Origin of the sequence: Pseudomonas duriflava (genome assembly GCF_007830155.1) — a bacterium.
GTDB classification, from domain to species: Bacteria; Pseudomonadota; Gammaproteobacteria; order Pseudomonadales; family Pseudomonadaceae; genus Chryseomonas; species Chryseomonas duriflava.
Window position 1 is genome coordinate 107,585 of record NZ_VLKY01000001.1, and the last position, 14,975, is coordinate 122,559.

Annotated in this window: 9 protein-coding genes; 7 read left to right on the plus strand and 2 right to left on the minus strand. The window is 52.2% G+C overall.

Going from position 1 to position 14,975, the window contains the following annotated elements; translation table 11 throughout:
* Positions 1-17: 17 nt before the first annotated feature.
* Together IQ22_RS00530 and gshB are read right to left on the minus strand one after the other, a co-directional pair.
* Positions 18-911, minus strand: a complete 894-nt coding sequence (locus tag IQ22_RS00530) for an energy transducer TonB (protein WP_145136439.1) — start codon at positions 909-911, stop codon at positions 18-20.
* 109 nt (positions 912-1,020) lie between these two features.
* Entirely contained in the window at positions 1,021-1,983 is a 963-nt protein-coding gene (gene gshB, locus IQ22_RS00535) for a glutathione synthase (RefSeq protein ID WP_145136442.1), read from the minus strand.
* 230 nt (positions 1,984-2,213) lie between these two features.
* Between gshB and pilG the strand changes: the two genes are divergently transcribed.
* The 7 genes from pilG to IQ22_RS00570 all read left to right on the plus strand — a co-directional run bounded on the left by pilG (position 2,214) and on the right by IQ22_RS00570 (position 14,966).
* On the plus strand, positions 2,214-2,621 hold the full coding sequence (gene pilG, locus IQ22_RS00540; protein WP_145136444.1) for a twitching motility response regulator PilG: 408 nt from the start codon (positions 2,214-2,216) through the stop codon (positions 2,619-2,621).
* A 37-nt stretch (positions 2,622-2,658) separates the two neighbouring features.
* Entirely contained in the window at positions 2,659-3,024 is a 366-nt protein-coding gene (pilH, locus tag IQ22_RS00545; RefSeq protein ID WP_145136447.1) for a twitching motility response regulator PilH, read from the plus strand.
* Positions 3,025-3,054: 30 nt separating this feature from the next.
* Positions 3,055-3,591: a chemotaxis protein CheW gene (locus tag IQ22_RS00550; RefSeq protein ID WP_145136450.1), complete on the plus strand. Its 537-nt coding sequence runs from the start codon at positions 3,055-3,057 to the stop codon at positions 3,589-3,591.
* Positions 3,592-3,779: 188 nt separating this feature from the next.
* Complete coding sequence (locus IQ22_RS00555) at positions 3,780-5,813, plus strand: methyl-accepting chemotaxis protein (protein ID WP_145137541.1); 2,034 nt, start codon at positions 3,780-3,782, stop codon at positions 5,811-5,813.
* 31 nt (positions 5,814-5,844) lie between these two features.
* Positions 5,845-6,729, plus strand: coding sequence for a CheR family methyltransferase (locus IQ22_RS00560; RefSeq protein WP_145136453.1), 885 nt, complete (start codon positions 5,845-5,847; stop codon positions 6,727-6,729).
* 19 nt (positions 6,730-6,748) lie between these two features.
* Positions 6,749-13,954, plus strand: a complete 7,206-nt coding sequence (locus IQ22_RS00565; RefSeq protein ID WP_145136456.1) for an Hpt domain-containing protein — start codon at positions 6,749-6,751, stop codon at positions 13,952-13,954.
* Complete coding sequence (locus IQ22_RS00570) at positions 13,947-14,966, plus strand: chemotaxis protein CheB (RefSeq protein ID WP_145136459.1); 1,020 nt, start codon at positions 13,947-13,949, stop codon at positions 14,964-14,966. Before IQ22_RS00565 ends, IQ22_RS00570 begins: the two co-directional genes overlap by 8 nt.
* Positions 14,967-14,975: the final 9 nt, after the last annotated feature.

Consider the following 14,975-nt stretch of genomic DNA (forward strand, 5'->3'; position numbering starts at 1 on the left):
AGCGTGAAGCACCTTGATCACTGACTGGCCAGACGATCGCCCCGCTCGAAGCGCCAGGTCCGGATGATTTCGAGCCGGTCGATATCACTCAGATCACCACTGAAGGGCGCAAAAGGTGCGGCGAGTCGGACGATGCGCAGCGCTGCTTGATCAAGCACGGTCTGACCGGAAGACTCGAGGATCTGCACTTCATAAAGCGAACCGTCCCGGTTGATGGATACCAGCAGACGCAAACTGCCATACAGGCGCTGGCGGCGAGCCTGCTCAGGATAGTTGAGATTGCCGACGCGCTCGATTTTCTTGCGCCAGTCTTCCTTATACCATGCGCCCTTATCTTTCATGGTCGAAGCGGCATTGATGCGATAAATCTTTGGTCGCTTGGCATATTGCTGCCGCTCTTGATCCAGTTGCGCCTCCAGGCTGGCGATTTCGCTAGATAATTGACTGCTATCGAAATGGGGTGTTTCCCGTGCAATGGCTTCGGGTTCTGGTGTTTCTCGGCTGACTGAAGCCTTTTCCTCACGAGAGGCTCGGGTCGTTACAGCAGCCTTAGGAGTTTTAGGCTGTGTCGTCTGGCGAGGCGAAGTTGGTTTGGTAGCCGGCTTGATCTCGTTGTCCTTGAACGGAACGTCTTCGGTCGTGCTCGGCGCGACGGCTTTATCGAGCGTACCGCTACCTTGCTGGTTTTCCTGGGCCAGGAAGTCCGCCTTTTCCGGCGCTTTATCACTATTGAATGTGGCCAGGGTTACTTCCAATGATTTACTAACCTGGCTGGGTTCGGGCATAGAAAACCCTAATCCTACTATCAGTACGATATGCAGGAGTGCCGCAATGAACAGCGTGAAGCCCAATCGGTCTGCCGGGCGGACGACGGAAGGGGAGGGCGGCATATATTTGGTGGCGGCATTCATGATAGATGACTAGGTAGCTTTACCATGTGAATCCACGACCTGCATTGAAACTCAACGCAGGCCGACTCCGGATAAAGGAGGGAAGTCTGAAGAGACTGCGAGCAAAAGTCTATTGCGCACGTCTCACTGACACGCTCTTTTCAAGGACATCCATCAGGCGATCAGCGATATTTGTGCCGTAGGCATTATCTATTTCGCGGATACAGGTCGGGCTCGTGACATTAATTTCGGTAAGGTGTTCGCCAATCACATCGAGCCCTACGAATATAAGCCCACGTTTACGTAGCTCTGGCCCGACTGCTGCAGCAATTTCTCGGTCGCGTGAGGATAATGGCTGAGCCACACCCCGACCGCCCGCTGCCAGATTGCCGCGGGTCTCGCCTTGCGCTGGAATACGGGCAAGGCAGTACTCTACCGGCTCGCCATCTATCATCAGGATCCGCTTGTCACCATCTTTGATACCCGGTAGATAACGTTGAGCGATGATCTGGCGTTTACCATGATCGGTCAACGTTTCTAGAATGACAGATAAGTTTGGATCACCCTCACGATGACGGAACACCGAGGTGCCTCCCATACCATCAAGCGGTTTGAGAATAATATCGCCATGGGTCTTGGAGAACTCTCGAATCAAATCGGCTCGGCGGCTTACAAGAGTAGGGGGTGCCAATTCTGGGAACAAAGTGGCAAAAAATTTCTCGTTGCAGTCTCGTAAGCTTTCAGGTTTGTTAACGATAAGGCAGCCTTCACGCTCTGCCTGCTCTAACATATAGGTAGCATAAATGTATTCATTGTCGAACGGCGGATCCTTGCGCATCAGAATGATATCAAGGTCGCCAAGCGGTAAATCCTGCTGTTCGCCCAGGTCAAACCAGTGCTCTGGATCCTGGTGAACTGTCAGTGATCGGCAACGAGTTCGCGCTTTGCCGTCAAGCTGGTACAGGTCCTGCATCTCTATGTAATGCAGCGCCCAGCCGCGGGCTTGGGCTGCCCACAGCATGGCCAGTGAACTGTCCTTCTTATAGGAAATGTGGGCAATGGGATCCATGATTATCCCGATGCGTAAGCTCATTGATCGATTCTCCAAAGCAACGGTTTGACGGCCAGATGCAGCCGAGGCTGATGAACGCTCAGAGTGGCGATAGCGCACCTAGTTATCAAGAAAAAACCGGCAGTCCGGTGATTAATAGATTGGCCCTGTAGAGTGTGCTAAAAAGGCCCGGTTTCCAGCCGACACTCTAATATAGGCTGTAACGCATTGTTAAAGGCGTTGTCACTCGCCGATGTGGTGGTAGATCAAACATGGAACAGTACTCCGAAGGGCTGAAAGTGATGGTAATCGACGATTCGAAAACGATTCGTCGAACGGCCGAGACGCTACTCAAAAAAGTGGGTTGCGAAGTGATCACTGCGGTCGACGGATTCGACGCGCTCGCTAAAATTGCCGACAATCATCCTAATATCATTTTCGTTGATATCATGATGCCGCGTCTGGATGGTTATCAGACGTGTGCGCTGATCAAGAATAACAGTGCTTTTAAGTCGACGCCGGTCATCATGCTTTCATCCCGTGATGGTCTGTTTGACAAGGCCAAGGGCCGGATCGTCGGGTCCGACCAATACCTCACCAAGCCATTCAGCAAAGAAGAGCTGATAGGCGCAATTAAAACTCATGTTCCCAGCTTTAACCCCGTCGAGCATACGTCTTAAGACGTCTTCGTGGTGCTGACAACGTAGGATCTCAATTATGGCCAGAATATTAATCGTTGATGACTCTCCAACGGAAATGTACAAGCTGACTGCAATGCTGGAAAAGCATGGCCATCAGGTGCTTAAGGCTGAGAATGGGGCTGATGGCGTTGCCTTGGCTCGTCAGGAAAAGCCTGATGTCGTCTTGATGGACATCGTCATGCCAGGCCTCAATGGTTTTCAGGCGACTCGTCAGCTGACTAAAGACAGCGAAACTAGCCAAATCCCAGTCGTTATCGTTACGACGAAGGATCAGGAAACCGACAAGGTCTGGGGTAAGCGCCAGGGTGCGCGCGATTATCTGACCAAGCCTATCGATGAAGACACGCTCTTGAAAACCTTGGCGGGCGTATTGAAGGGTTGATTGGTTTCGTATCCAAGGCAGGATTCTCCCATGCGTAACACATATTCTCCTTATTTCATCCTTTCCCAGATGGAGGGGCGTTGCCGAGACCTGGCAGCGGGCTTACCTGCTCAACAGGAAATGGTGCGTTCTTGGAGCGGTATTGGATTTCGCATGGGAACACAGCTGTTCGTAGCGCCTATGGGGGAAATAAATGAGATTCTTCATGAGCCACGTTATACACAGCTTCCAGGCGTAAAACCTTGGGTGAAGGGCGTTGCCAACGTGCGGGGTCGCCTTTTGCCCCTTATGGACTTAAATGTCTTTCTGGGAGGAGAGTCGTCGTCATCACGTTTAAAGCGACGGATTCTTGTCGTTGATGTTGATGATATTTTTGCCGGTCTTATCGTAGATGAAGTGTTGGGTATGCAGTATTTCCCAAATGCCTCTTTTTCCGAATTGCCAGCAACATCAGCCGATTCTCTACAGCCTTTTATTCATGGCGCATTTACTCGTGAATCTGAGTGGCTGGTGTTCAGTCCTCATGCGCTAGTGAGGCATCAGCAATTTCTGAGCGTGGCTGCCTAGGTCACGGCATACAAAATAGAAGCCTGAACGATCATCGAAGGCTCAAGCCAACTACAGCGGTACTCATGTATGCGACTCTTCCAGTCAGCGGCTGGTCGAATAATTGCATACGTAAAAGGGAGTATGGGAGCCGGTGACGGCTTTTCTACAGGGAATATGCAATAAATCGGTCCAGGCGGGGGCCAATGATGAAGAAAACGAATGCAGGAAAAACCAGTTCTTTAATCGCGGGCCTTTTTGTCGCGTTGATCATTTCTATTGTCTTGCTGTTTGCAAACTTCGCTTACTTGAGTACGCAGGCAAACCACGACAAGCAGTATCTTGGACACGCTGGAGAGTTAAGAGTTCTCTCTCAACGGATTGCTACCAATGCTTCCGAAGCGGCTACCGGTAAGCCTGAGGCGTTCAGTCAACTTAAGACTGCGCGTAACGAGTTCGAAAAGCGTTGGGACATCCTTGTTAACGGTGATGATCTAGCGGGCCTGCCACCTTCATCCTCTAATGTCGCTCCGGAAATAGAGGCTGTACAGAAGGAGTGGGACACACTTCGCAAGAGCGCGGACGACATTATCGCTAGCGAGCAAACGGTTCTTTCTTTGCATCAGTTGGCGACTACCCTTGCTGAAACCATTCCTCAATTGCAGGTGGAATATGACGAGATCGTGGATATCCTCCTGGAGCGTAATGCTCCTGCACAGCAGGTAGCTGTAGCTCAGCGTCAGGCTCTTCTCGCCGAGCGTATTCTGGGATCCGTGAACAAGGTTCTAGCGGGTGATCAGTCTGCTGTACAGGCCGCTGACAGCTTCGGTCGTGACGCTAGCATGTTCGGTCGTGTTTTGACGGCAATGCTCGATGGCAACGTGTCCATGAACATTACCAAGGTTACCGATCCGGAAGCAGTGGGGCGCTTGAATGAAGTTAACGAGTTGTTCGAGTTTGTATCCGGAAACGTGGACGAGATTCTGGGCACTTCTGCAGAGCTGCTTGTAGTTCGTGAAGCATCTAACCAGATCTTTTCCGGTTCTGAACAGCTACTTGGTAAAGTTTCTGATCTGGCGCAAGGCTATAGCAACGTCACGGCAGAGCGTCGCATCAATGTACTCGGTGGTTATGTATTAGCCTTCATCGCTTTGGCTTCGATCATTGCCATTGGCTTGATTATGGTTAAGGAAACACGCCAGCGACTGGCCGAGACAGATGAAAAGAATCAGCGCAACCAGACTGCGATTCTTCGTCTACTGGATGAGATTGCCGATTTGGCAGACGGTGACCTGACCGTAGAAGCTACCGTAACGGAAGACTTTACCGGTGCGATTGCTGACTCCATCAACTACTCCATCGATCAGCTCCGCGAATTGGTCAAGACGATCAACCATACCGCTCAGCAGGTATCGGTTGCTGCCCAGGAAACTCAGGCGACAGCTATTCACTTGGCCGAAGCTTCCGAACATCAGGCTCAGGAAATTGCAGGAGCCTCGGCGGCGGTGAACGAAATGGCGGTCTCGATCGATCAGGTATCGGCCAACGCTTCGGAATCAACCGCAGTAGCGGAGCGTTCGGTATCGATCGCGAATAAAGGCAACCAGGTTGTACATAATACAATCGTGGGTATGGATAACATCCGTGAGCAGATTCAGGATACGTCCAAGCGAATCAAGCGTCTGGGTGAGTCTTCCCAAGAGATTGGCGACATTGTAAGCCTCATCAACGACATTGCCGATCAGACCAACATCCTTGCGCTTAACGCTGCTATTCAGGCATCGATGGCGGGTGATGCTGGCCGTGGTTTCGCCGTAGTAGCAGACGAGGTACAGCGCTTGGCTGAACGTTCTTCCGGAGCGACTAAGCAGATTGAGGCCTTGGTAAAAGCCATTCAGACCGATACCAACGAAGCGGTTATCTCCATGGAGCAAACAACTTCTGAAGTGGTTCGTGGAGCTGCTCTGGCTCAGGACGCAGGTGTTGCTCTGGAGGAAATTGAAAAGGTATCGCGTGCTCTGGCCGGTTTGATTCAGAATATTTCTAACGCAGCACGTCAGCAGGCTTCGTCTGCTGGTCACATTTCGAGCACCATGAATGTAATTCAGGAAATCACCACGCAAACGTCAGCGGGTACTACCACTACGGCACGTAGCATCGGTGATTTGGCAAAAATGGCGAACGAAATGAAGCGCTCCGTTTCAGGCTTTAAGTTGCCGGAAGACCAGTCTTCGGATCAGTAACCTCACTCATACAACGGAGCGGCAAGAGGTTATGGACGCTAGTGCAGTTCAGCTCGAGCGATCCGAGCAGCGGGTGATAGAGCCTCCAGTAGAGATGTTGCCAACGGAGTTTTCCGACTGGCAGCGTTTACTGGAGTCACGAGTCGGTATCGTTATTAACGACCGACGACGCTACTTTCTCCAAAGTCATCTAACCGCTCGTATGCGAGAGGTAGGAATTCGGGACTATGCCGCTTATTACCGCTATGTGACTCAGGGCGTCGATGGAGCTATAGAATGGACAAGCCTGTTGAACCATCTCACGGTTCAGTTCACTCAATTCTTTCGTCATACCCCTTCGTTCGAGGTAATGGAGAGTTACCTGAGCGAGCGGTTGAAAACGTCTCCCGGTAAGGTTTGGTCCTTATGGAGTGTTGGCTGCTCCAGTGGTGAGGAAGCCTACTCAATGGCTATTACTGCATCGGAAGTGCTTCGTCATGCGGGCCTACCGGAAACGTATGGGGTATTTGGCACCGATATCAGCTCGGAAGCTTTGAATCGCGCCCGGCTGGGTTTGTACATGGCTCAAAAGGTTCAGTCTGTGGAAGCTTCGCTTCGCAAGCGGTACTTCCAGGATCATGCGGATGGCCGCCTGTCCATCGTTCCTGCATTGAGGAGCCGCTTATGTTGCGCGCGTCTAAATATGCTGGAGCTTGCTAAGGCGCCATTGTCTGGCATGGATGTCATTTTCTGTCAGAACGTACTTATTTATTTCCGTCGATGGCTTCGTAAGGACATCCTCAACCAACTGGTGAATAAATTGACGCCAGGGGGATTGCTGGTCATCGGCGTGGGTGAAATGAGTAATTGGACTCATCCTGAGCTCGTTCCGCTCGGGGATGAGCGCGTTCTGGCTTTTACCCGCAGGGTAGCTTAACGGTATGAATGGAGTGGATATGGCGGATCGGCACGATTATGTCGCTCTGGAGTGGGTCAAGGGCGAAATCGCCGAAACACTCAAGCAGGCTCAGCATGCGCTCGAAGCGTTCGTCGAGAATCCCCAGGATAGTACGCGGATACGGTTTTGCCTGACTTATATCCATCAGGTTCATGGCACTCTACAAATGGTAGAGTTCTACGGTGCGGCCCTGCTCGCCGAAGAAATGGAGCGTTTGACAGAAACGCTTCAAAGCGCTACGGGACATGATAGAGGCGAGGCGCTTGAGGTTCTGATGAGGGCTATCCTGCAGCTGCCCTCCTATCTTGACCGTATACTAAGTGCGCGGCGCGACTTACCCATGATGGTACTGCCGCTGCTCAATGAGCTGCGAGCGGCTCGGGGTGAAAGACCACTCTCGGAAGTCAACTTCTTCTCGCCTATCGCGCCTCCCGTTATTCCGTCATTGACCCCGGAAGAGGTAAGCCACCGAAATACTGCTGAATGGTCAGCCATGATCAGAAAGCTACGGCAGGTATTGCAGGTTGCACAGGTCAGTCTGTTCCGTAACCAGGGCGTCTCCAGTCATCTTGTCTATTTGACTCGTGTTTTTGGTCGTCTTGAGCAGTTGTGTCATGACAGCCCCTTAGGCGAACTTTGGCCTATGGCTTCCGCCATGATCGAAGGGCTGACAGTCGGGACACTTGAAAATGACAGCCGTGTACGTGTTTTTCTGCGGCGTATCGATCATGAGGTGAAACGACTCCTGATCAATGGCGCCGCAGCGATGAACCAGCCGGCATCCTATGATCTAACGCGGGATCTATTGTTTTATTTGGCCAAGGCGCCAAGTCAAACACCCCGAATAGCCGCGATCAAGGCGCAATACCGTCTTGAAGAGGCCTTGCATATATCAGGACAGTCTGCTGCAGATGAAGCAGCAGGGATAGGTCCTGATCGTGATGCAATGCGCTCAGTGGTTACAGCGCTGCGTGAAGAGCTTGTCCGCATTAAAGATAGCCTGGATCTGTATGTGCGCAGTGATCGGCAGCAATCCTCTGAATTAAATACATTGCTGTCACCCCTTAAGCAGATTGCCGATACATTGGCCGTTTTGGGTTTTGGGCAACCACGGCGCGTTATTCTTGATCAGATTGATGAAGTCTCTGCACTAGCGGTTGGAGCACGACCGAGTACTGATGCTGCGCTCATGGATATTGCGGGCGCACTTTTATATGTCGAAGCCACATTGGCGGGTATGACTGGCATCGTTGAGTCGAGCGAGGAAGAGGAAGATCACCTTCCGACTACCGACGTGGCTCAGGTGCACCAGCTAGTCATCAGGGAAGCGCGCAGTGGGCTCGAGCAGACCAAAGACGCCATTATCGAATTCATCGCATCTCAATGGAATCATGAGCATTTGCAATCTGTGCCGCAATTACTGACACAGGTGCGTGGCGGTCTGGGCATGATTCCTCTTGCAAGGGCAGCTGGGCTGGTGGAGGCCTGTAATCGCTATGTACAGCAGGAGCTGCTTGATCGTCAGGCTGTACCGGACTGGCAGAGCCTGGATACATTGGCTGATGCAATTACCAGCGTTGAGTACTACCTAGAGCGTCTTACGGATGATTCTAGTACGCAGCAAGACATGATTCTGGATGTGGCCGAAGAAAGCATGGTATCGCTTGGCTACCCCTTGATATCGGTAGGCGGTGTAGACGTCGTCGAGCCAGTCAAGATGCCTGTGACTGCACCTGAGTACTCGAAAGAGGTCCGGCATACCCTAGAGTCGGAGCGGGATCTACGCATTGGAGAAGCGCCGCTTGCTACTGTAGATGAATTCGAAAAGCCGGAACTGCTGGAGCCGATGGCCAAGGCAGACGTTACAGATAATGTCGAAGAGGCATTGCCGGCAGAAACGGCTTTCGAAAGTCAGAATATTGTTACTGACGAGACTTCTGAAGATTCAGGCGAGTTTTCGGTAGAAGAATTAGTAGATACAGCTGAGCAGCAGGCGATCAAACCTGATGAGCTGTCGATATCTAACGATATAGAGTCTATTTTTCTCAAAGATAACTCCGAAGCGGCAAAAACTGACCAACCTGAAGAATATGTAAGTGAAGTAGAGTCTCAAGGCGAGCCTGAAGAGTCGGAGAGCCTTGTAGCGCCTGCGCCTTTAACATTGCCTACGAGTGAAGAGGCAATGGGGCTGGCTCAGGTGATGGCTTCTCCCGTAGCGCCAATCAATCCGCCTGCTAAGAACGCGCCGCCTAGCCTGTTACCGCCTCCTGCAGATGAAGAGCCCGTCGAAGAAGATCTTCGAGAAGTTTTTATCGAGGAGGCTGAAGAAGTTCTCGATGCACTGACAACCTATATTCCCCGGTGGGAAGAAAATACAGCTGATAAGGAAGCGCTAAGTGAGAGTCGCAGGGCATTCCATACGCTGAAAGGCAGCGGCCGTATGGTGCGCGCCTTGGTCATTGGCGAGCTGTCATGGGCTATTGAAAACCTTCTTAATCGCATCATTGATCGTACGGTAGAGTCCTCTCCAGACGCAATTTATGTTGTAAGTGAAGTAGTAAAGCTTCTACCGCAATTGATTGATGAATATGCAAACCATCAACAGCGTCAGCGCAATGATGTTGATTATCTAGCCGCAGCTGCACATGCATTAGCATTAGGATTGCCAATTGCTGAGCAGGAAGAAGTAGAAGTTGAAGCTGGAAGTGACGCGGCTTCTCATGAAGAGCTTGTGCTCCAGACTGAGGAAATGGCGAAGCCTCAGGTTGAGCAACCTGACGTGGATGCTATTGGTACCGGGGAGTCGCTTGAAGAGCCATCCCTTGAGCTCAAGCCGGATAGCCTAGAGCTGCACCAGGACACTATCGATCCTTTATTACTGGATATCTTCTGTAACGAAGCGGAAACCCATCTTGCTACAGTTTCGGAGTATTTAAATCAGTCCGAACTATCGTCGCTACCGGTTACAGATAATCTCCTACGAGCCCTGCATACCCTTAAGGGTAGTGCACATATGGCCGGAATTGCACCGATTGCAGACATGGCGGCTCTGCTTGAACGTGTAGTCAAAGAATATAAATCCAGCCATACGCCCTTTGAGACCTCTGAGCGAGATGTGCTGGCCGATGCTGCCAATTCGATCAGGGGTGGGCTAAATCAGTTGGCTAGTGGGCGAGTTGATATCGACCTGGTCGATAATGACGAGTTGTTAGCTCGCCTGGATGCTCTCCTTGACGATCGTGTCGTTCCCTTGGCGTCTGATGCGACTCCTCAATCAGGTAGCCGTTATGACCGGCAGCGTTTGCTCGACTTCCTTATGGAAGGCATGGATATCCTTTTGCATGGAGATGAATTGCTAGAGTCCTGGCAACAGGACGAGGGCGATGACGCTACACATGCTGCCTCGCTGGCTTCAGACTTTACTCTTTTTACCGATAGAGCGGCGGATGTAGGGCTGGTAGATGTTGAAGCATTAGGATCGGCTCTTTGCGAGGTTTACCAAGCCATTATTAGCGGAGCGTTACCCAATCGGGAACAGTTCTTCGATGAGGTCCTGGCTTCGCAGGAGGCCTTGGTCAGTATGCTCAATCAGTTGGCTGTGGGTTTGCGAGCCACAGCTCAGCCTGAGCGTATCGCTGCCTTACAAAATGTGCTCTTTGATATAGAAGCTATTGATGTTCAAGACGAACACTTAGAAGCAGAAGCAGAAGCAGAAGCAGAAGCAGAAGCAGAAGCAGAAGCAGAAGAGATTGAGCTAACCACTGTCGATATCACTCTAGAACCTAGGGAGCACATTGACGCGCCAGAGACTCTGCCAGAGCCAGGAGTTGAAGAAGGCGTAGACAAAGCTCTCGAAAATCCAGAGTGGGCGCTCATTGAAGAACCAGAGAACACTGTTAGTGTGCCCTCGTTGGAATCTACTGATACCACGGCAGCTGCTGGCTTTTCTTGGGAAGAAGACGATTTCGATAATGAAATGGTCGCTATTTTTCTAGAAGAAGCCGTTGATCTTCTGGATAGTGCAGGCTTGGCACTAGAGCGGTGGTATGATGATCCTTCCAACCCTAACTATCTTTGGACGTTGCAGCGCGACCTGCATACCCTGAAAGGGGGCGCCAGGATGGCTGATATAGAGCCAATCAGCAACCTGGCTCATGAGCTCGAGACGCTTTATGAAGGATTGGTCGATGGTCGTTACTCAGCCACTCCTGAGCTCAGACCTTTGCTTCAGCGCTGCCACGATCGTATCGCTCAGCAACTCGATCAGCTCCGACGTCACGAAATGCTGGCGTCTCCTGATGACCTGATCGCAGAGATACAGTCCTATCGACAAGTCCCTTCCTCTAGAAGCGAAGGTAGTCTTGTCGAAGCTCCCTCCCTTAATGTCAGTGCAGCGGAAGATGAGGCTTATGGAGCCGATGCGGAGCTGATCCACATCTTCCTTGAGGAAGGGGATGATATTCTTGAGAGTACTTCAGCTTCGCTCGTGCGTTGGCAGGCTGATACTCAGAACAGTTTTGAACTAGAGGCTTTGCAGCGTGACTTGCATACCCTGAAAGGGGGGGCTCGCATGGCTGAAATAGAGCCTGTGAGCAGTCTGGCGCATGAACTTGAGTTTCTTTATGAAAGCTTGAGCGCTGGCCATTTAAGGGCTAGTGATGAGCTTTTCGCCTTACTGCATCGAAGCCATGATTGCCTGGCTGAAATGTTAGCTGCTGTTAGAGAGCAGCGGCCAGCGCCTAATGGTATCGAGCATATAGATGCTATCCGACGTTTCCGCTCCGATGCCCAGGGACAGCTGGAGCGCCCGGCCAGCGTAAGTTTGATACCGGCGCAAACGCTAGTTGATAGCGATGAAGAAGATGAAATCCTCGATATTTTCATTGAGGAGGCAGAGGACCTGCTGGACAGCATGGAGCAGGCGCTACAACAGTGGATGCAGTCAGAGAATGCTGAGGAAGCCGTTGATGAGTTACTGCGCTGCTTGCATACCTTGAAAGGGGGGGCGCGCTTAGCAGGTCAGCTTTCGCTAGGGAACGATGCTCACTTGCTGGAGCAAGAGCTAGGTGAGGCCAATCCGCTTAATGGTGTAGTAACAGCAGAGCGTGCAGCTGAACTTAAAGCTCGTGCCCAGTCGGGTGTGGCTGATCTTGCTACTGAAGTAACGGCTTTGCGGGCACGTCGTCAGCAGCTTGCTTCAGATTCGCTTGCTGTTATGGCGGTCGATGAGCTCGAGCCCGAAGAAATGTTGGCACCGGTCATGGCCGCCACGGCTCAGCAGGATGTCGAAGAAGTTCGCATACTGCCGTTCGTACAGCGTGCCCAAGAAGCTGCACGTCGTGAAGGTAATCGACGCGCACCTCAGGAGTTGGTGCGGGTTCCTGCCGATCTGCTCGAGGGCCTAGTCAATCTGGCGGGTGAGACTTCCATTTTCCGCGGGCGTGTTGAGCAGCAGGTCAGTGACATCAGTACAACACTGGGCGAAATGGAGGCAACGATCGAGCGGGTGCGAGATCAGCTGCGCCGACTTGATATGGAAACCCAGGCCGAGATTCTGAGCCGCCATCAGGGAGAAAGCGAGCGGGCAGGCTACGAAGAATTCGATCCGTTGGAAATGGACCGCTACTCACAATTACAACAGCTGTCCCGCTCGTTGTTTGAGTCTGCTTCTGACTTGTTAGATCTTAAAAACACGCTGGCTTTACGTAATCGCGATGCAGAGACGCTTTTGCTGCAGCAGGCGCGCGTGAATACTGAATTGCAGGAAGGCTTGATGCAAACACGCATGGTGCCATTCGATCGAATGGTGCCGCGTCTGCGTCGTGTGGTTCGACAAGTTGCCAGCGAACTGGGTAAGCAGGTCGACTTCGAGATCGATAACCCAGAGGGGGAGCTGGACCGTAACGTTCTTGAGCGCATCGTGGCTCCGCTTGAGCATATGCTTCGCAACGCTGTCGATCATGGTATTGAGACTGGAGAGGCACGTAAGGCTGTCGGAAAGCCAGAGGTAGGGCAGATCAAATTAACGTTGGGGCGCGAAGGCGGCGATATTCTGTTGACTTTGGCTGACGACGGTCGAGGCATTGATCTGCCTGCTGTCAGACGCAAGGCGATTGAGCGTGGACTACTGGATCCCCAAAGCGAGATGTCCGATCAGGACGTTATGCAGTTTATTTTGGAATCGGGTTTCTCTACGGCATCACAGGTGACTCAGATCTCAGGGCGTGGCGTAGGCATGGACGTTGTCCATTCTGAGGTCAAGCAGTTGGGCGGTAGCATGAGTATTCAGTCGGTGCCGGGTGAGGGAACACGGTTTTCGATCCGTCTGCCTTTTACCGTATCGGTCAACCGGGCTTTGATGGTGTATTCGGGTGAAGATCTGTATGCCGTACCGCTCAATACTATTGAAGGTATTGTTCGGGTATCTGCGACCGAGCTGGAAGCCTATTACCAGTCAGGTGCAGGTGCTTTTCAGTACGCCGGACAGACCTATGAGCTGAAATACTTGGGGGAATTGCTAGACAATGGACAGCGCCCCAAATTGAGCAATCAGCCGTTGCCGCTGCCGGTTATTCTGGTGCGCTCGAATGAGCATGCCGTAGCCATACAGATTGACACCTTGGCCGGCTCTCGAGAAATCGTGGTGAAAAGCCTTGGGCCTCAGTTTACAGGGGTATCTGGTATTTCCGGGGCGACTATTCTAGGGGATGGCCGGGTCGTCGTGATTCTCGACTTGCTGGCCCTGATTCGTAGTCATTACACGCGGCAGACCACTAGTACTTCGCCGTCTACTATCGCTCTTGAGCGTGCCGTCGAGCATGAAGCCGTACGACCTACATATGTCATGGTGGTGGACGACTCGGTTACGGTACGTAAAGTGACGAGCCGTCTGCTCGAGCGACATGGGATGGACGTGGTTACCGCCAAGGATGGGGTTGACGCCATTGCCCTGTTGCAAGAGCGTCGCCCTGATATCCTCCTGCTCGATATCGAAATGCCACGTATGGATGGCTTCGAAGTGGCCTCGCTGGTCCGTCACGATGAGCACCTCAAGGAGTTGCCTATCATTATGATTACGTCGCGTACCGGTGAAAAACACCGTGACCGCGCACGTGCTATTGGCGTGAACCATTATCTAGGTAAGCCGTATCAGGAAAACGAGCTTCTTACCCGCATCCATGAGTTGGTGAAGGATCATGACTGAGAAATCAGCAGTGCGGGTTGCAATTCTGGCCGACACTTCGCTGCAACGTTACGTGTTACAGCAGGTGCTAGCAGGAAACGGCTACCAGGTCGTGTTCAACAGTGATCCTGCTCGGCTTAGTACAGAGATGCTGCGAGCCTGTAATACTGACTTATGGCTGGTCGATCTAGCGGAGTCGGAGGATTCCGACTTACTGGATGATCTGCTGGAGAATACATCGACCCCTGTTCTATTTGGAGAAGGGCAGGCGCCAGAGTTCAACTCGGAGCTTTTTCCCCGCTGGGAGCGGCGATTAGTGACGAAGCTGAAACACTTGGTCGGTGATACTACTGAAGCCGTAGGCCCTAGTTTACAAGCTTTGCTGGCAGATACTAGCCGCCCGGAACGGCTCAGTGTGCCTGAAGGCTTGGCAAAAGCCTCCCTTCAAGGTGAGCCGGCTAAAGAGGTTTGGCTATTGGCTGCCTCCATGGGTGGACCTGATGCAGTGAAGGCATTTCTCGATGTTTTGCCGGGAAGTTTGCCGATTGGTTTTCTGTACGCTCAACACATCGACGCTAACTTCGAAGCCACTTTGCCAATGGCAGTAGGGCGTCACAGTCAATGGCAAGTACAAGTCGCTCAGCCAGGCGATCATCTACGTTGCGGTGAGGTCATTGTCGTACCTACTCAGCATGAGCTGGGCTTCGAGCAAGATGCTCGAATTCGCATCACTGACCGACGCTGGCCTGAGCCTTATACGCCCTCAATTGATCAAATGATGCTCAACCTGGCGCAGCACTTTGGTTCTCGTTGCGGCGTGATCGTCTTCAGCGGAATGGGGAGCGATGGAAGCGCCTCGGCTGCCTATATGCGCCGCCGCGGCGGATCCATCTGGACGCAAAACGCAGCCAGTTGCAGTTGCGCCAGCATGCCAGAAAGCATCCGTGAAGCGGGACTTTCAACCTTTACGGCCGATCCGCGAGGCTTGGCCGAGGCCTTGGTCGCTCGTCTGGCCAAGCAATACGCTCACTGAAGGAAGCAA